The following is a 17,858-nucleotide window of genomic DNA, read 5'->3' as shown; positions in this document are numbered from 1 at the left end:
ACGACCGTGTCATTGTCTGGTTGGTTTATTTCATAGTGTTTCGGTGGTTATTGCGTTAGGGAAACGCCCGGTTACATTCCGAACCCGGAAGCTAAGCCTTTCAGCGCCGATGGTACTGCAGGGGGGACCCTGTGGGAGAGTAGGACGCCGCCGAACTCCTTTTGAGAAGAGCCTTGTTGGGACCCTGGTCCCAGCAAGGCTCTTTTTGTTTTTGTAGGGTGGCCCCATGCGCTATGACCTCGTCATCTTCGACAACGACGGAGTGCTCGTCGACAGCGAGCCGATCTCGAATCGCTTGCTCGCCGCGTACCTCACGGAGTTGGGCCACCCGACCACGTACGACGAGGCGATACGCGACTACATGGGTTCCGCCATGCATCGCATTCACGACCTCGTGCTGGAACGTTACGGCCGGCAGTTGCCCTCCGAGTTCGACGCCACGTTCCACGAGCGGGTCTTCGCGGCCTTCGGCGCGGAGTTGGAGGCCGTGGTCGGGGCGGCCGAGGTGGTTGAGGGTCTGCGCGCCGAGGGCGTGCCGTACTGCCTGGCGTCCTCGGGGAGTCACGAGCGCATACGGGTCGCGCTCAAGAAGACCGAGCTGTACGGGCTTTTCGGGGAAGAACGAATCTTCAGCTCGCAGGACGTGGGCCGTGGCAAACCCGCGCCCGACCTCTTCCTGCACGCCGCCTCCGTCATGGGTGTCGCACCCGAGCGGTGTGCCGTCGTGGAGGACAGCCCGCTCGGCGTCCAGGCGGCCCGCGCAGCCGGCATGGACGTCTACGGATTCACCGCGATGACGCCGGCCACCAAGCTCGCGGACGCCACCGAGCGCTTCGCCTCCATGCGCGAACTTCCCCACCTGCTGCGCTGACCCCCGTACCCTCCGTACCCGGACCCTGTCCCCCGGGTTCGAAAGCGCCCACGGAGGTGCCGGTGTTCGCGAGGCCGTCCGACGCCCGTTCCCTCCGGGCGGAGTGTCGACCGATACGGTGACGGGCATGAACATCCGCACGCATCTCATGTGGGATGACGCCGTCACGGGCTACGACTTCGGCCCCGGGCATCCGATGGACCCGGTGCGGCTGGGGCTGACGATGCGGTTGGTCGAGGCGTTCGGCCTCGACGGCCAGGTGAAGGTGGTCGCCGCGCGGGCCGCCGGCGAGTCCACGCTGCGGCTCGTACACCGGCAGGACTACGTGGAAGCGGTCCGTCGGGTCTCGGCCGATCCCACGGTCGCGGACGGTTCGTACGGTCTCGGGACGCCGGACGATCCGGCGTTCGCGGGCATGCATGAGGCGTCAGCATTGATCGCTGGGCAGTCAGTAGGAGCGGCGGAAGCGGTCTGGAACGGTCAGGCTCTGCGCGCGGTGAACTTCACGGGGGGCCTGCACCATGCCATGGCCGGCAGCGCGGCCGGTTTCTGCGTGTACAACGACGCCGCGCTGGCCATCGCGCGACTCCTCGAACTGGGCGCGCGGCGGGTCGCGTACGTCGACGTGGACGTGCACCACGGAGACGGCGTCCAGGCGGCGTTCTGGGACGACCCGCGGGTCCTGACGATCTCGCTGCACGAGCACCCGCGGACGCTCTTCCCGCAGACCGGCTGGCCGACGGAGACGGGTGGGCCGGAGGCCGAGGGCAGTGCGGTCAACGTGGCGCTGCCGGCGGGGACCGGGGACGAGGGGTGGCTGCGTGCCTTCCACGCCGTGGTGCCCGAGCTGCTCGCGGCCTTCCGGCCGGAGGTCCTGGTCACCCAGCACGGGGCGGACACGCACATCGAGGACCCGCTGGCGCACCTCGCGGTGACGGTGGACGCCCAGCGGGCCGTCGCCGAGAGCTGCCGACAGTTGGCGGACGAGCACGCCGAAGGGCGCTGGATCGCGCTGGGCGGCGGCGGGTACGCGGTGGTGGACGTCGTTCCCCGGACGTGGACGCACCTGGTGGGCATCGCCGCGGGGCACCCCGTCGACCCGCAGGCCGCGACGCCGGAGTCGTGGCGGCACGAGGTGTACGCGCGGACCCGGCAGCAGGCTCCTTTGCGCATGACCGACGGCCGCCAACCGCGCTGGCGCGACTGGGACGAGTGGGGGTACGACCCGGCCGACGCGCTCGACCGCGCGGTGGTCGCCACCCGACGGGCGAGCTTTCCCGCGCTCGGCCTGCTGCCCTGACCGGGGGACGCGCCGACGGGCTGTGACGGGAGGGAGCACCGGGGCCACAGGGGCGACGGAGAGCGATCCAGCATGGCTCGCGTGGCTTGTTGTGTGCGGTCACCGGCCAACTGGCCTCCGGGCTGTCCGACAGGGCTCGGAGGGCGGGCGCGGGGTCGAGTGGCCGGCCGGCGGCGGTTGGCGGTCCGTATGTCCGGTTGGCCAACTGGCCGCGGAGCTGGCCGAACGGGGCGTCCGGGGTGCGAGCGCGGGGGCTGGGCCGCTGCCCGGACGCGGCCAGCCTCGAGTGACGCCCTCGAAGGGGCTGGCGTGCGGCGCGTGGGCACGGTGCCTCGGGCTCTCACTGTGAGGCGTGCTCGAGAGGCGCACGTACGTCAACGGGACGCCGTGTCATGGATGTTGCGTATGCGCTGCGCCACCGAGCCGCCACATCAGGCCAACTATGGCGCGTATCCGAGTTTCTGAGCGGATGGCCTGGACCATCGGACACCATCGTCGGTGTGTTGAGCGCCTCCGAGTTGCGGGCCCACCTCCTGGTCTCGCGGCTCGCCGGCTCCGTGGCCACCAGCCGCGAGGGCAGTCTGCGGAGATACCGGTTGTTCGCGGCCGGTGATCCGCGTGCGCTGATCGGTCTTGTGCCCGAACGTGGCTGGTCTTTCGGCGAGTTGCTTGGGCTTATGAGCGCTCAGTGCGGGGTTTCGAGCAACCCTGAATGCGTTTCAGGCCAGGATGTGATCGACCCTGACCGTACGGTGGCGGCGCTCAACGCCTTCGCGGACCGGCTGGGGGATGTGGCGCGGCGACGGGCTCCTGTGCTGCTCGGGACCGGTCACCCGCACCGATTGCTGGGCTTCTACGCCGATTTGGCGGCTGCCCTGTCGGCGGCGGGATGTCCCGTTCTCACCCCCGCGTGGGGCCATCGTGTCGACATGGCGACCCGGTTCGGGGTACGTACGCACAACCTTGAGTACGCGCGGGGAGTCGCGCTGATGCGCGAACCCGGCGCGCGGACGACGAACAATGGAACCGGCGTGCACACACACTCCCCGCTTCCCATCCGCGTCGCCCTGGGGGCCGCGGCCGACTCCGGCGGGCCGCTCCCCGAGCTGGTCATCGGGGATCACGGATGGGTCTGCGGGGCAGGTCAGCTGGGGGTTGCGGCCATCGGGCTCGCCGACAGCGACGACCCCGCGCCGTTCGTCGGGGAGGCCGAGGGCAGGTTATCGGTCGTCGTTCCGCTTGATGACGCTGTGCGGCCTGATTACTACCGGCCGCTTACTCGCTATGTACTCAATCGAGCGTGTCTGTCACAGTAGGCGGCCGATCGCTACTCCTCTTCCCCACTCGTATCACCCGCCCCTAGTCTGGTGAGTGAGCGCGCAGCGACGAGGAGTCACCGGAGGGGAAGCCGGTGCCCGTCATGTGCGGAAGGTTCAGGTGTGTCATGGCTGCTGGCGAGAGGCCTCTGAACGAGGTCCAGTTTCTGACCGTGGCGGAAGTCGCCTCGGTAATGCGAGTCTCGAAGATGACCGTGTACCGGCTGGTGCACAGCGGTCATCTGCCCGCGATCCGGGTGGGCAGGTCCTTCCGGGTCCCCGAGCAGGCGGTGCACGAGTACCTCCGCGAGTCGTACGTGGGGGTGGAGTCCGCCTAGATCGTTTCCGGTGGTCCGGCCCGGTGGGGCCGTGGCGGTGTCGCCTCGCGAGGGCGCTGTGGCGGGCGTGACGGGTGCGGTTCGCCGGGCCGGTGGTTCACGTTGACCCTCGGATTACGCTGTTCGCTCGGTGCCGGGTAGGCTGGCCCGATGTAGGTCGTGTGGGCTCGGACGCCCCGCACCGAGTGAATACGAAGTGAGCGAGGGTAGTCGTGGGCTCTGTTATCAAGAAGCGGCGTAAGCGGATGGCCAAGAAGAAGCACCGCAAGCTGCTCAAGCGCACGCGCGTCCAGCGTCGTAACAAGAAGTAAGCGACGCTGTGCGACGTTCCGCAGCCCTTCCACCGCACGGTGGGAGGGCTGCGGTGCGTTTGCCGTGGAACGGGTGGTGCTCGCCGCGACGCGCGGCGACGGCCGGCGTGGTGTCACACCCGGCGGATACGGTGAGTACCGGGTCCGTCGGACGGGCCAGGCACGGGGGCCTGGCTCCTCGCGCGGTGGGAAGGTAGGCGCTGATCGTGGGCAGGGTCGTGCTCGTCACCGGGGTCGCACGCCAGCTCGGGGGCCGTTTTGTCCGGCGCGTGCTGCGTGAACCCGACGTGGACCGGGTGATCGGCGTGGACGCCGTCACGCCCGAGCACCACCTGGGCGGCGCCGAATTCGTGCGGGCCGACATCCGGCAGCCCACGATCGGCAAGCTGCTGGCGGAGTACGACGTCGACACCGTGGTCCACATGGACATCAACGGCACCCCGCTGGGCTCCCGGGGCAGCCGGACCTCGGTCAAGGAGACCAACGTCATCGGCACCATGCAGCTCCTCGGCGCCTGCCAGAAGGCGCCGCGGGTGGCCCGCCTGGTGGTGAAGTCCAGCACGAGCGGGTACGGGGCGGCCCCGCGCGACCCGGCCGTCTTCAGCGAGACCACCCAGCCCAAGACGCTGCCCAGCGGCGGCTTCGCCAAGGACGTCATCGAGGTCGAGGGGTACGTGCGCGGCTTCGCGCGGCGGCGCCCGGACGTGGCGGTGTGCGTCCTGCGGTTCGCCAACGTGCTCGGGCCGTGCGCGGACTCGCCGTTGGCCGAGTACTTCGCGCTGCCCGTGCTGCCCACCATCATCGGCTTCGACCCGCGGCTCCAGTTCGTACACGAGGACGACGCGATCGAGGTGCTGCGGATCGGCGCGGGCGAGCCCCGGCGCGCCACGCTGAACAGCGGCACCTTCAACATCGCGGGCGACGGGGTGCTGCTGCTCTCGCAGGCCGCGCGGCGCCTCGGCCGCCCGACGCTGCCCCTCCTGTCGCCGACCCTCACGTGGTTCAGCTCGGTGCTGCGCTCCGTGGGGATGACCGACTTCTCGCCGGAGCAGATCCGGCTGCTCACCCACGGGCGTGTCGTGGACACCACGCAGATGCGCGAGACACTGGGATTCCAGCCCAAGCACAGCACCGCGGCGGCCTTCGCGGACTACGTGCGCAGCCGCGGGCCGGGGCTGTTGCCCCCCGAGGTCCTGGCCCGAACCGTCGACCGGCTCGCCGCGGCGCTGCCCGCCCGCGCCGCCGGCCAGAACTGAGGAGCGCAGCCACGATGGCGGACGCCAAGGTCATCCCGTTCGGCGAGGAGCCCCGGGCCCGGCGCAGGGACGGCAAGCGGACCCCGCGTACGCGGCGGGACCAGGCCCCACTCCAGCCGGTGCCGCCGCCGCGCGCCGAGAACGAGCCGGCCGTGCGGCCACCGGCGGCCGACGCGGGCGGGGACGGCGACCCGGGTGCGAGGCCGGCGGCGGCCGGGAGCTGGGAGGAGCGGCTGGCGGGCGGCCTGAACTTCCTGCGCCGCCGCATCACCGGCGACTACGAGGTGGACGACTTCGGCTTCGACGAGGAGCTGACCGACCAGGTCCTGATGTCGCTGCTGCGGCCGGTGTACGAGTCGTACTTCCGGGTCGAGGTGCGCGGCATCGAGCACGTGCCCAGTACCGGGGGCGCGCTGATCGTGGCCAACCACTCCGGGACGGTGCCGCTGGACGGGCTGATGCTCCAGGTCGCGGTGCACGACAACCATCCGGCCGACCGCCATCTGCGCCTGCTGGCCGCCGATCTCGTCTTCAAGCTGCCGGTCATCAGCGAGCTGGCGCGCAAGGCCGGGCACACGCTCGCGTGCGCCGAGGACGCGCAGCGGCTCCTGGAGCGCGGTGAGCTGGTCGGCGTGATGCCGGAGGGGTTCAAGGGGATAGGGAAGCCGTTCTCCGAGCGGTACAAGCTGCAGCGCTTCGGCCGCGGTGGCTTCGTCTCGACGGCGCTGCGGGCCCAGGTGCCGATCGTGCCCTGCTCGATCGTCGGCGCCGAGGAGATCTATCCCATGATCGGCAACTCCAAGACGCTGGCCCGGCTGCTCGGCTTCCCGTACTTCCCGATCACGCCGACGTTCCCGCTGCTCGGCCCGCTCGGCGCGGTGCCGCTGCCGACGAAGTGGACGATCCAGTTCGGCGAGCCGATCGCGACCGACGAGTACTCGCCGGAGGCCGCCGACGACCCGATGTTGATGTTCAACCTGACCGACCAGGTGCGCGAGACGATTCAGCACACCCTGTACAAGCTGCTCGTACGACGGCGCTCCGTCTTCTTCTGAGCCCTCTGGGCCGACGTACGAGCTGGGCCGTCGTACGAGCGTGTCGGCCCGGCGGGTGAAGACGGAGCGCCGGGGTGGTGATCGGTGTGGGCTCGCTGCGGGTTGGCGGGGTGTCAGTCGCGGGGGGACGGGGGCGGCTCGGACGGCTGCTGGGTGTCGAGCCCGAGCCCTGGGAACAGGTCGGGCGGCAGCAGCGGTGGGACCGTGATGTCCGGCGTGGGTGTCGCGCTGGGGCTCTGCTCGGGCGCCGGCTGGATGCTCTCGTCCACCGGCAGCTTCAACAGGCTGGGCCCGTCGAGCAGGCCGGGGCTCTTCTCGGCCGGAGTGGCGGAGGAGGTGGGAGCCTCCTCGTGCCGCCGCTCGGCGCGGTCCGGCTGCCTGGGTTTGGCGTGCCGTGGCGCGGGGCGCTCCGGTGTCGTGGTGGGGGCGGCGCTGGGCGCGGTGGGCGCGCGCTCGGCCTCCTCGGGCTCCACGTCCCGGGTCTGCGGCGTGAGCAGCGATCGCAGCGGCTCGACGTCCTGGTCCATGGCCTCAAGGACCAGGCTCACCTGGTCACCCATGTCCTGGAGGGGGGCCGGGAGGCGTTCCCGGAGGGCGCTCCAGCTCTGCCGGTTGCCGCTGGTGAACGTGGACAGGTCGCGGATCGGGCCCAGCGAGCCGTCGCGCTGGTGGACGTCGTGCAGCAGCCGGTGGCCCTCCGACGCCGCGTGTCGCATGCCCGAGAGGGCCTTGCGCACCTCGCTGAGCGATTCCTGGTCCATCTCGCCGGCGCGGCCGCGCTCCATGAGGCGGCGCGCCTCCTGGAGCCGGGTGGACGCCTGGTCGAGGTAGATCCGGCCGCGGTCGGCGTCGTCGTCGGCCATGCCGCGCTTGAGATCCTCTATGCCCCGCTTGAGGCCGTAGAGCGAGTCGCCGGGCAGCGCGTCGGAGCTGGCCGTGGCCACTCCGCCGAACGCGCCCGCCGCGACACCGACCGTCAGGCCCCCCGCTGCCAGCCCTTTCGACCATCGCGAGCGGGGGCGGAGTCTGCTGAGCGGGCTGGCCCGGTGGCTCCCCTTACCGGCCCTTCCGGCCTTGGCGGCGCTGGCGCCCTTACGGGCGGAGCGCGCCGAGCGCTGCTCGGGCACCCGGGCGTCCCCGTCAGCGAAGGCCGACTCCATCGCGGCGATCAACTGGGCCCGCTGAACGGTTTTCGCCGCTGGGTCCATCTCCGGTGCTGGCAGTTGGCCGAGCTCGTTGGTCAGGGCCAGCATGCGTTGGCGCTCGGCGCTTTCGGCCGTGCGCTCGGCTTGGTCGGTTGCCGTGCCCTGGTGTTCCTGCTCTTCCAGGGCCTGGGCGAAGGCGTGAGCCCGCCGGTGCGCCGATACGTTCGCGATCACGGGCGGCACCTCCTCTCGTCATGATGGTCGACTCCTCAGGGCGCCTTGGAGGTTGCACGCCTTGAGCGCCGCCACTCGATCGAGTGAGTAGTTGCGGGCATGGCGTGACCGCAGGGAGCCTGCATCCCGCACAACGAGCAGCGCGGCAGCCGGGTTACGCGGCCACGATGATCGGACCGCCGACTGGAGCAGGGGAGGACGACCTGCCGGTCCGCGGGTGCGGGGTGAGGGGAGTCGAGGAGGGTGCCGCCGAAACTGGGTGGGCGGCTCCGCTGGGACAGCGGTGATGGGGGGACGAGGAGCGCCGTCGGGCGCCGGGTGGGTCAGCGGGCGTCGTCGGGGAGCAGCCGGGCGAGGGTGCGCACCGCGCGGTACTGGAGGGTCTTGATGGCCCCTTCGTTCTTGCCCATCACGCGGGCGGTCTCGGCGACCGAGAGCCCTTGCAGAAAGCGCAGCGTGACGCATTCCTGCTGTTGGGGGTTAAGTCTGCGGACCGCCTGGAGGAGGGCAGCGTTGGAGAGCGATTCGAGAACGGAGTCCTCGGGGCTGCGCTCGACCTCGTTGGCGTCGAGCATCTCGCCCGTGGTGACCTCGAGGCGGAAGCGGCTTGATTTGAAGTGATCGGCGACGAGATTGCGGGCGATGGTCACCAGCCAGGCGCCGAAGTCGCGACCCTGCCAGGTGAAGGTGCCGATGCGGCGCAGGGCTCGCAGGAAGGTCTCGCTGGTGAGGTCCTCGGCGGTGGCTCGGCCGCCGACGCGGTAGTAGATGTACCGGTAGACCGTGTCGGAGTACTGGTCGTAGAGGCGGCCGAAGGCTTCGGACTCGCCGGACTGGGCGCGCTCGACCAGTTCCATCATGCGGTGGCTGTCGCTGTCGGCGCTGGGACGGCGGGTGGTCGCGGGGGAGGCGTTGCCGCGGGCTCGTCTTCCGACGGTCGCGCTTCCGTTGGCGACGGTGTAGCAGGGTGCTGCTGAGGCGGCGGGGACGGGTGTGGCGAATGCGGGGACAGCGGGTACGGCGTACGCGGTGGGGACGTAGCCGCGAAGGCGGTCGACGACCGTTTCGCGGAGCGTAGCCAGGCCCGAGGCGTCAACCCCGACGTGTGGGTACACGGGACTCCCAGAGGCAGAGCTTCCATCACGTGCAGTGCGGGACCGTTCACTCGTCGTAGGGACGTGTGGGTACCGGTTGCGTCTGAGGAGAATAACGCTTCGTATAGGTGACGCTACACCCAGTTGCTTAAATCGCCGTTTCCGTCCGCTCTGTGGTGCGTTGACGGCCGATCAAGAGTCGAACACTGATCGGTTGTTGATCGAAAAGCTTCGTAATCTGTTTAATTGCGGGGCGTGTTGTGGTAATCCGGGCACAACGGGACTGGCGGGAGGGGCGCGGGGGTAAGCAGTTTGGATTGGTCGAACTCGGCCGCCGGTGACGGTTGGTGCCGTTCGCGGCCTGACGACGAGGTCAGGCGCGTGGTCAGCGGGTGAGCGGGGGCGGGCGGGACGTGTGGTGGCCGGTCGGTACGGGCGCGTCGTGGCCGCCGGGTCGCGGCCTGGGGGCGGTGATCGCTCTCCGTGACCGGGGATGGGGTGAGGCGGCGCGTTGACCCCGTCGCACGCCGACGGTCACACCCGCACCCCGGCGGTCGGGTGGTGCGACGCCGGACGGGGCCTTACGCCGCGAGGGGCCCTCGGTACGCCCGTACGGGCTGTCGGGCCGGGGCGGGCCCTCCGGGGTCGGCGGGTCGGGGCGGGGCCTCCCGGATCAGCGGCGGCGGCGGTGCAGGGCGACGGCGGCGGCCGTGCCGCCCGCGACGGCGCCGAGGCCCGCCGCGGCCGGGATGCCGATCTTGGCGGCCTTGCGGCCGGTGCGGTAGTCGCGCAACCGCCAGCCGCGCTCGCGGGCGTACTTGCTCAGCCGGGCGTCCGGGTTGACGGCGTACGGGTGGCCGACGAGCGAGAGCATCGGGATGTCGTTGGCCGAGTCGCTGTAGGCCGCGCAGCGCGCGAGGTCCAGGCCCTCGGCCGCGGCCAGGGCGCGGACGGCCTCGGCCTTGGCCGGGCCGTGCAGCGGCTCGCCGACCAGCTTGCCGGTGTAGACGCCGCCGACGGACTCCGCGACGGTGCCGAGCGCGCCGGTCAGGCCGAGACGCCTGGCGATGATCGTGGCCGTCTCCACGGGGGCGGCGGTCACCAGCCAGACCTTCTGGCCCGCGTCCAGGTGGGCCTGGGCGAGCGCGCGGGTGCCGGGCCAGATCCTTTCGGCCATGTACTCGTCGTAGATTTCCTCGCCGATGGACATCAGTTCCGAGACACGGTGGCCCTTGACGATGGACAGGGCGCTGTTGCGGGCGTCCTCCATGTGCGCGGGGTCCTCGACGCCCGCGAGTCGGAACCAGGTCTGCTGCCAGGCGAAGCGGGCGAGTTCGCGCTTGCGGAAGAAGTGGCGCTTATAGAGGCCGCGCCCGAAGTGAAAGAGCGCGGCGCCCTGCATCACCGTGTTGTCGAGGTCGAAGAAGGCGGCGGCGCGGTGATCTCCGGGGACGGGGAATTCGGGTTCCGCGGCCACCGGGGGCGCTTCTACGGCCTCGCTCGTGGGCGCTTCGCCGAGTTCCGACGCGCTTTTTCGTGCTGCCTCCGCCGCGGCTTCGCCGGCCAGCACACTGCGTGCGGTAGCCGAGCGCCTGCGGGGAGTGAGCCATCCTAGAGCCGCCATAGCGCGAGCATAGCCAGATGGGTCGGTCCATCCGGAGTCGGGACGATTCGCGGAGCGTGAACATTCCGCTACGGGAATTACCGCGCGGCGGGTCCGTTTCGGCGTTTCGTGGGGGGGCCGGCCTTCGGGCGTGACCCCTGCTCAGCGCGGGTGGGGGCGGCGCCGCTCGGCCGCTGGCGGCCTCGCGGCGCCTTCGCCGAGCGCCCGGTGTCGGGCGGGGTTCAGCCGCCGAGCGCCTTGCGGAGGCGGTCCGGCTGGACGCGCCAGAAATCGTGCTGGGCGCCGTCGACGAGGATGACCGGGATCTGTTCCCAGTACTTCCGGTACAGCTCCTCGTCCTGGGTGATGTCTTTCTTTTCCCACGCGGCGCCGAGTTCGGCGCAGACTTTCTCGATCACCTGTTGTGCGTCATCGCACAGATGGCAGCCGGGTTTGCCGATCAGCGTCACGGTGCTCTCGGCGGGGTTCTTGCGGCCTGATCGGCGTAGCAGCGGGCTCATGTTCGCCATTGTGCCGCCGTTCGCCGGGTGCGTATGCGCGCTGTGCGACGGGTTCGAAGTCGGCGCGCGGTGGATTACCATCGTGGGCGATTTGTTGGCATCCGGGGGCATAGCGGTGAGGAGTGTGGGCGCGTGCTCCCGTTGTCGACCCCGCGGGCCCTTCGGGAAAGCGGTGAACGGTGTGAACGGCGTGGCGTGGGTGGCGGTTCCGGAATCGGCTCGAAAGGGCGCGTGACACCGGTCACTTTGCTCGGACAAAGCGGACACCATCTTTGTGCACGCGTTCACAAAGGCATAGCCTGCACTTCACGGGGCGGTCCTGGGACGGGCCGTCCGCAGCCCCGCTCTACCCGCAGGAGCACCGTGGCAACTGGCCGAACTCACCGACCGGCGACCCGAAGCCGAGGGATTCCCGAGGCCACCGTCGCCCGGCTTCCGCTGTATCTGCGCGCGTTGACCGCGCTGTCCGAGCGCTCGGTTCCCACGGTCTCCTCCGAGGAGTTGGCCGCCGCCGCCGGGGTCAACTCGGCGAAGCTGCGTAAGGATTTCAGCTACCTGGGCTCGTACGGCACCCGCGGGGTCGGCTACGACGTGGAGTACCTCGTCTACCAGATCTCCCGCGAGCTCGGCCTCACCCAGGACTGGCCGGTCGTCATCGTCGGCATCGGTAACCTCGGCGCCGCGCTCGCCAACTACGGCGGGTTCGCCTCCCGTGGGTTCCGGGTCGCCGCGCTCATCGACGCGGACCCGGCGATGGCGGGCAAGCCCGTCGCGGGCATCGCCGTGCAGCACACCGACGAGCTTGAGTCGATCATCAGCGACAACGGGGTCTCCATCGGCGTGATCGCCACCCCGGCCGGAGCCGCCCAGCAGGTCTGCGAGCGCCTGGTCGCCGCCGGCGTGACCTCCATCCTCAACTTCGCGCCGACCGTGCTGTCCGTGCCGGACGGCGTGGACGTGCGCAAGGTCGACCTCTCCATCGAACTCCAGATCCTCGCCTTCCACGAGCAGCGCAAGGCGGGCGAGGAGGCGGCCCAGGACGCCGCGCAGGCCGGCGCCACGGCGCCGGCGCCCGCGCGCCCCGGCCGCGTGCTGCCCGACGCCGCCGCGAGCCCCGCGACGGCCGGCGCCACCACCGGCCCCGCGCCGGCCGGCGCCGCCGCCGCGCCCGTGACCAGCGCCGACGTACGGGACAACCAGGGACCTGACGGGGACGTGCCCGCCGTGATGCCGGCATGAGCCTGCTGGTCGTCGGACTGAGCCACCGCAGCGCCCCGGTGAGCGCGCTGGAGCGCGCCGCCCTCCAGGGTGAGCAGCGCGCCAAGCTGGCGCAGGACGCGCTCGTCGCCGAGCCCGCGGTGGAGGCGGCGGTGCTGTCCACCTGCAACCGCGTGGAGCTGTACGCCGACGTGGACAAGTTCCACGCGGGCGTCGCCGAGCTGTCCACGCTGCTCGCGCGACACACCGGCGTGCCGTTGGACGAGCTGACGCCGTACCTGTACGTGCACTACGAGGACCGGGCCGTGCACCACCTGTTCACGGTGGCCTGCGGGCTCGACTCGATGGTGGTCGGCGAGGGGCAGATCCTCGCCCAGATCAAGGACGCGCTCGCGCTCGGGCAGGAGCTGCACACCGCGGGCCGGCTGCTCAACGACCTGTTCCAGCAGGCGCTGCGGGTGGGCAAGCGGGCGCACAGCGAGACCGGCATCGACAAGGCCGGGCAGTCGCTGGTCACCTTCGGGCTCGAACAGCTCGCCGGGGACGCGTCGGTGGAGCACTGGGCGGCGGGCAAGCGCGCCCTGGTGATTGGCGCGGGCTCGATGTCCTCGCTGGCCGCCACCACGCTGGCGCGCGCCGGGGTCGCCGAGGTCGCGGTGGCCAACCGCACCCTGGAGCGGGCCCAGCGGCTCGCGACCTCGCTGACCGAGCAGGCCCGTGGCCATGGCATGGACCTGGCCAATGGTTCGGTCAATGGCCGGGACAACGATCTTCCCGGAGTCGGGGCCGAGGCCCCCTCGACGGGGCACGGCAGCGCGTTCGGGCCCGCCGCCACGGGGGTTGCCGGGCTGGTGGCCGTACCGGACCAGCCGCACCACGCGTGCGTCGCCGGCGTGCCCACGCCGGACGGCGCCTGCGCCGCGCGGCCGGCCGACGCCGACGAGGCCGGGGCCGTGGCGCCGGCGCGCGGCGCCTGGCGGGCCGGCCTGGTGGCCCGCGCGGTGCCGATGAGCGAGGTCGCGGCCGAACTCGCCGCGGCTGACATCGTCGTCTCGTGCACCGGCGCGACCGGGCTCGTGCTGGACGCCGAGGCGCTGCGCGCGGCGGTCGCCCAGCGCCCCGACCGGCCGCTGGCCCTGCTCGACCTGGCCATGCCACGGGACATCGACGCCGCGGCGCACCGGCTGGACGGCGTACGCCTGGTGGATATCGAGTCGCTCGCCGAGGCGTCCGCCGACGCCCCGATGGCCGCCGACGTGGACCAGGTCCGGGCGATCGTCTCGGCCGAGGTCACCGCGTTCGGCGCCGCCCAGCGTGCCGCGCACATCACGCCCACCGTGGTCGCGCTGCGCACGATGGCGGCCTCCGTGGTGGCCAGCGAGATCTCCAGGCTGGACGGGCGACTGCCCGATCTTGACGACAAGCAACGCGCGGAGATCACCCAGACCGTCCGCCGTGTGGTCGACAAGCTGCTTCACGCGCCGACGGTGCGGGTCAAGCAGCTCGCGGCCACCCCGGGCGGGGCCGGCTACGCCGACGCCCTGCGCGAGCTCTTCGACCTCGACCCGGAGGCGGTCGCGGCCGTCAGCCGGGCCGATGGGAACCACCCGAAGCGAGGACGGGCATGACCGACAGCACACTCCCCACCCCCGATCGCGCGGCGGGCCCACCCGGTTCGGCCGCCGACGGCAGCGGTGACGTCGGCTCCGGCGCCCCGCTGCGACTCGGCACCCGGCGCAGCGCGCTGGCCATGGCGCAGTCGGGCCAGGTCGCCGCGGCCGTGGAGCGGGTCACCGGCCGCCCGGTCGAGCTGGTGGAGATCACCACGTACGGCGACACCTCGCGCGAGCACCTGGCGCAGATCGGTGGCACCGGCGTGTTCGTCTCCGCGCTGCGCGACGCGCTGCTCGGCGGCGCGATCGACTTCGCCGTGCACTCCCTCAAGGACCTGCCGACCGCCGCCGCCCCCGGCCTGGTGCTGGCGGCCGTGCCGCCGCGCGAGGACCCGCGCGACGCGCTGGTGGCGCGCGACGGCCTCGGGTTCGAGGCGCTGGCCGCCGACTGCGCCGCGGCCGGTCGCGTCGCGCGCGTCGGCACCGGCTCGCCGCGCCGGATGGCCCAGCTCAACGCGTGGGCCCGGGCGCACGGGCTGGCCGTGGAGACGGTCCCGATCCGCGGCAACATCGACACCCGGATCGGCTTCGTCCGCTCCGGTGAGCTGGACGCCGTGGTGTTGGCCGCGGCTGGCCTGAACCGTGTCGGACGGATCGGGGAGGCGACCGAGATCATCGACGCCGACACGATTCTGCCCGCCCCCGGCCAGGGGGCGCTGGCGATCGAGTGTGCCGCCTCGCACCCCGTGCACGGCACCGCGCTCGTCGCCCAACTCGCCGAACTCGACGATCCGCTCACGCGGGCCGCCGTGACCGCCGAGCGATCTCTGCTCGCCGCCCTGGAGGCCGGCTGTAGCGCACCCGTGGGGGCGCTGGCCGACTTGTTGGGCGACGGGCAGGCTATGACCGAAATGCGCCTGCGGGGCGTCGTCGGCACGACCGACGGCTCCGCGCTGGTGCAGTTGTCCACCACTGGTCCCGTACCCACCTCTTCTTCTCGCAGCGCGACGGACGACGCCGTGACCCCCGCGACACTGGGGCGCGAACTTGCCGCTGACATGCTCGCGAAGGGTGCGGCCGGTCTTATGGGGGAGCGAGCACTTTGAACCCCACCGCCCCGAACCACCCCGGCTGCGGGCACGTCACCTTCCTCGGTGCCGGGCCAGGCGATCCGGGCCTGCTGACGCTGCGCGCCGTGGAGGCACTGGCCACAGCCGATGTGCTGATCGCCGACGCGCAGGTGCTCGATGTGGTGCGTCCGCACGTACGGCCGAATGTCGCGGCCGACGCGCAGAGCGCACTACGGCAGACCGAGGCTGACGGCGCGTCAGTGGCCGCCGGAGTCCCGGTGCTTAGGGATACCGCCAATCTTGTCATGGTGGCCGCGCGCGGCGGCAAGCGGGTCGTCCGTGCGGTCGCCGGCGACCCGGGGCTCGACGGCGACGCCGCCGACGAGATGCTGGCCTGCGCCGCCGAGTCCATCGCCTTCGAGGTGGTGCCCGGCGTCGCGGCGGCGGTCGGCGTGCCCGCGTACGCCGGGGTGCCGCTGCGCGACGCGCAGGGCACGGACGTCCGGTTCGTCGACGCCCGGCACGCCGACGAGCGCTGCTGGGGCGAGGTCGGCGCGAGCGACGGCACCGTCGTGGTCACCGCCACGCTGGAGACGGTCGCCGCCGCCGCCGGCGAGCTGGTGGCCGCGGGCCGCAAGCCGGACACGCCGCTCGCGGTGACCGTCGCGGGCACCACCACGCGGCAGCGCACCTGGACGGCGACGCTCGGCACGATCGCGCAGGTCTTCAAGTCGGGCAAGGTGCTGCCGTCGGCCGACGGCGGGCAGCCCGTGATAGCCGTGGTCGGCGAGCGCGGCGCGGCCGAGCGGCGCGACCGACTGTCGTGGTTCGAGTCCAAGCCGCTGTTCGGCTGGAACGTGCTCGTGCCGCGCACCAAGGAACAGGCCGCCTCGCTCTCCGACCAACTGCGCTCCTACGGGGCGGTGCCCAGCGAGGTGCCGACCATCGCCGTGGAGCCGCCGCGCACCCCCCAGCAGATGGAGCGCGCCGTCAAGGGCCTGGTCACCGGGCGCTACGAGTGGATCGCGTTCACCTCGGTCAACGCGGTCAAGGCGGTGCGCGAGAAGTTCGAGGAGTACGGGCTCGACGCGCGTGCCTTCGCCGGCATCAAGGTCGCCGCGGTCGGCGAGCAGACGGCGAAGTCGCTGGTCGAGTTCGGCGTCAAGCCGGACCTGGTGCCCAGCGGCGAGCAGTCGGCGGCCGGCCTCCTGGAGGACTGGCCGCCGTACGACCCGGTCTTCGACCCGATCGACCGCGTCTTCCTGCCGCGGGCCGACATCGCCACCGAGACGCTGGTGGCCGGACTGATCGAGCTGGGCTGGGAGGTGGACGACGTCACCGCGTACCGGACGGTGCGCGCGTCGCCGCCGCCGGCCGAGACCCGCGAGGCCATCAAGGGCGGCGGCTTCGACGCGGTGCTGTTCACCTCGTCGTCGACCGTGCGGAACCTCGTCGGCATCGCGGGCAAGCCGCACAATGTCACCGTCATCGCCTGCATCGGCCCGGCCACCGCGAAGACCGCGGAGGAGCACGGGCTGCGGGTGGACGTGCTGTCGCCCGAGCCCTCGGTGCACAAGCTGGCCGAGGCGCTCGCCGAGTTCGGGGCGGCGCGGCGGGCAGCCGCCATCGAGGCCGGGGACCCGGTCACGCGCCCGAGCGAGCGACGGCCCGGATCGCGTAGGAGGGCACGCTCTTGATGGACCACGGCAGCTTCCCCGGGGTCAGGCCCCGCCGGTTGCGTACGACCGCCGCCATGCGCCGCATGGTGGCCGAGACCCGGCTGGACCCGGCCGAGCTGATCCTGCCGGCGTTCGTCCGCGAGGGCGTGAGCGAGCCGGTGCCGATCGCGTCGATGCCGGGCGTCGTGCAGCACACCCGGGACACCTTGCGTAAGGCCGCCGCCGAGGCGGTGGCCGCCGGGGTCGGCGGGATCATGCTGTTCGGCGTGCCGGAGGACGCGAAGAAGGACGCCGTCGGCACGCCCGGCACCGACCCGGACGGCATCCTGCAGGTCGCGCTGCGGGACGTGCGGGCCGAGGTCGGCGACGACCTGGTGATCATGTCGGACCTGTGCCTGGACGAGCACACCGACCACGGCCACTGCGGCGTCCTGGACGCGCAGGGCCGGGTGGACAACGACGCGACCCTGGAGCGGTACGCGCAGATGGCCCGCGCCCAGGCGGACGCGGGCGCGCACACGGTCGGGCCCAGCGGCATGATGGACGGCCAGGTCCGGGTGATCCGCGAGGCGCTGGACGGCGCGGGCCACCAGGACGTGTCGATCCTGGCGTACACCGCCAAGTACTCCTCGGCCTTCTACGGGCCGTTCCGGGAGGCGGTCGGCTCCTCGCTCCAGGGGGACCGCAAGACCTACCAGCAGGACCCGGCCAACGCCCGCGAGGCGCTGCGCGAGCTGGCCCTGGACGTCGCCGAGGGCGCGGACATGGTGATGGTCAAGCCGGCACTGCCGTACCTGGACATCCTGCGGCAGATCGCGGACGCGTCGCAGGTGCCGGTCGCGGCGTACCAGATCTCCGGCGAGTACGCGATGATCGAGGCCGCCGCCGCCAACGGGTGGATCGAGCGGGACCGGGCGATCATGGAGACGCTGACGTCCGTGCGGCGGGCCGGCGCGGACATGATCCTCACCTACTGGGCCTCGGAGGTCGCCGGCTGGCTGCGCGGCGGGCGCTGACGGCCCGACCGCTGATCTCCTGACCGGGGGCGGCCACCTGGAACCGCCCCCGAACCGGCTCACGCTGGGCCCCGACCCACTCGGTACGTCCGAGGGGTCGGGGCCTTCGTCGTGGGCGGCGGCAAGGTGGCGGCAAGGTGGGGAGTAGGCCGGGCGGGGCGGGCGGGGTGGTCCGTGGGTGACGTCTGGGGACGCGATCCGGACAACCCGCGCCTAGC

16 protein-coding genes and 1 rRNA gene are annotated in these 17,858 nt (G+C 71.9%); 13 read left to right on the top strand and 4 right to left on the bottom strand.

What is annotated here, in order from left to right:
- Window positions 1–39: 39 nt before the first annotated feature.
- The 8 genes from rrf to OYE22_RS13960 all read left to right on the top strand — a co-directional run bounded on the left by rrf (window position 40) and on the right by OYE22_RS13960 (window position 6,447).
- A 5S ribosomal RNA gene (gene rrf, locus OYE22_RS13995) occupies window positions 40–156 on the top strand.
- 70 nt (window positions 157–226) lie between these two features.
- Window positions 227–871, top strand: a complete 645-nt coding sequence (locus OYE22_RS13990; RefSeq protein WP_277320714.1) for an HAD family hydrolase — start codon at window positions 227–229, stop codon at window positions 869–871.
- Window positions 872–998: 127 nt separating this feature from the next.
- Window positions 999–2,171, top strand: coding sequence for an acetoin utilization protein AcuC (locus OYE22_RS13985; protein ID WP_277320713.1), 1,173 nt, complete (start codon window positions 999–1,001; stop codon window positions 2,169–2,171).
- Between the two features lie 500 nt (window positions 2,172–2,671).
- Window positions 2,672–3,487: a phosphatase gene (locus OYE22_RS13980; protein WP_277320712.1), complete on the top strand. Its 816-nt coding sequence runs from the start codon at window positions 2,672–2,674 to the stop codon at window positions 3,485–3,487.
- A 128-nt stretch (window positions 3,488–3,615) separates the two neighbouring features.
- On the top strand, window positions 3,616–3,825 hold the full coding sequence (locus OYE22_RS13975; RefSeq protein WP_014053989.1) for a helix-turn-helix domain-containing protein: 210 nt from the start codon (window positions 3,616–3,618) through the stop codon (window positions 3,823–3,825).
- Between the two features lie 212 nt (window positions 3,826–4,037).
- Entirely contained in the window at window positions 4,038–4,136 is a 99-nt protein-coding gene (locus OYE22_RS13970; RefSeq protein WP_003948845.1) for an AURKAIP1/COX24 domain-containing protein, read from the top strand.
- Between the two features lie 206 nt (window positions 4,137–4,342).
- Complete coding sequence (locus tag OYE22_RS13965; RefSeq protein WP_277320711.1) at window positions 4,343–5,392, top strand: NAD-dependent epimerase/dehydratase family protein; 1,050 nt, start codon at window positions 4,343–4,345, stop codon at window positions 5,390–5,392.
- Between the two features lie 14 nt (window positions 5,393–5,406).
- Complete coding sequence (locus tag OYE22_RS13960; protein ID WP_277320709.1) at window positions 5,407–6,447, top strand: 1-acyl-sn-glycerol-3-phosphate acyltransferase; 1,041 nt, start codon at window positions 5,407–5,409, stop codon at window positions 6,445–6,447.
- Between the two features lie 113 nt (window positions 6,448–6,560).
- On the opposite strand, the gene OYE22_RS13955 is transcribed toward OYE22_RS13960, so the two are convergent.
- The 4 genes from OYE22_RS13955 to OYE22_RS13940 form a co-directional block, all read right to left on the bottom strand.
- Window positions 6,561–7,826, bottom strand: a complete 1,266-nt coding sequence (locus OYE22_RS13955) for a DUF5667 domain-containing protein (protein ID WP_277320708.1) — start codon at window positions 7,824–7,826, stop codon at window positions 6,561–6,563.
- Between the two features lie 323 nt (window positions 7,827–8,149).
- Window positions 8,150–8,941: an ECF subfamily RNA polymerase sigma factor, BldN family gene (locus tag OYE22_RS13950; protein WP_277320707.1), complete on the bottom strand. Its 792-nt coding sequence runs from the start codon at window positions 8,939–8,941 to the stop codon at window positions 8,150–8,152.
- Window positions 8,942–9,593: 652 nt separating this feature from the next.
- Window positions 9,594–10,544 (bottom strand): HAD-IB family hydrolase, encoded by a 951-nt coding sequence (locus tag OYE22_RS13945; protein WP_277320706.1) that lies wholly within the window; start codon window positions 10,542–10,544, stop codon window positions 9,594–9,596.
- 221 nt (window positions 10,545–10,765) lie between these two features.
- Window positions 10,766–11,044, bottom strand: a complete 279-nt coding sequence (locus tag OYE22_RS13940) for a glutaredoxin family protein (protein WP_187061101.1) — start codon at window positions 11,042–11,044, stop codon at window positions 10,766–10,768.
- A gap of 363 nt (window positions 11,045–11,407) precedes the next feature.
- Between OYE22_RS13940 and OYE22_RS13935 the strand changes: the two genes are divergently transcribed.
- The 5 genes from OYE22_RS13935 to hemB are packed head-to-tail and all read left to right on the top strand — an operon-like array spanning window position 11,408 to window position 17,640.
- Window positions 11,408–12,283 carry a redox-sensing transcriptional repressor Rex gene (locus OYE22_RS13935; protein WP_277320705.1) on the top strand — a complete coding sequence of 292 codons (876 nt, stop codon included), beginning with the start codon at window positions 11,408–11,410 and terminating at the stop codon, window positions 12,281–12,283.
- Window positions 12,280–13,890, top strand: coding sequence for a glutamyl-tRNA reductase (gene hemA, locus OYE22_RS13930; protein ID WP_277320704.1), 1,611 nt, complete (start codon window positions 12,280–12,282; stop codon window positions 13,888–13,890). Before OYE22_RS13935 ends, hemA begins: the two co-directional genes overlap by 4 nt.
- A complete protein-coding gene (gene hemC / locus OYE22_RS13925) occupies window positions 13,887–14,981 on the top strand; it encodes a hydroxymethylbilane synthase (RefSeq protein WP_277320703.1) in 1,095 nt (364 codons plus the stop codon). The genes hemA and hemC overlap by 4 nt, the downstream gene beginning before the upstream one ends.
- The gene (locus OYE22_RS13920) at window positions 14,978–16,642 is read left to right on the top strand and encodes a uroporphyrinogen-III synthase (protein WP_277320702.1); all 1,665 of its coding nucleotides are present in this window, start codon (window positions 14,978–14,980) and stop codon (window positions 16,640–16,642) included. Before hemC ends, OYE22_RS13920 begins: the two co-directional genes overlap by 4 nt.
- The gene (gene hemB / locus OYE22_RS13915; RefSeq protein ID WP_277320701.1) at window positions 16,642–17,640 is read left to right on the top strand and encodes a porphobilinogen synthase; all 999 of its coding nucleotides are present in this window, start codon (window positions 16,642–16,644) and stop codon (window positions 17,638–17,640) included. The genes OYE22_RS13920 and hemB overlap by 1 nt, the downstream gene beginning before the upstream one ends.
- The last annotated feature ends 218 nt before the right edge of the window (window positions 17,641–17,858 follow it).

The sequence above is a fragment of the Streptomyces sp. 71268 genome (genome assembly GCF_029392895.1).
Taxonomy (GTDB): domain Bacteria; phylum Actinomycetota; class Actinomycetes; order Streptomycetales; family Streptomycetaceae; genus Streptomyces.
The sequence above is the reverse complement of the archived record's forward strand: the minus strand, read 5'-3'. Positions and strand labels throughout refer to the sequence as shown.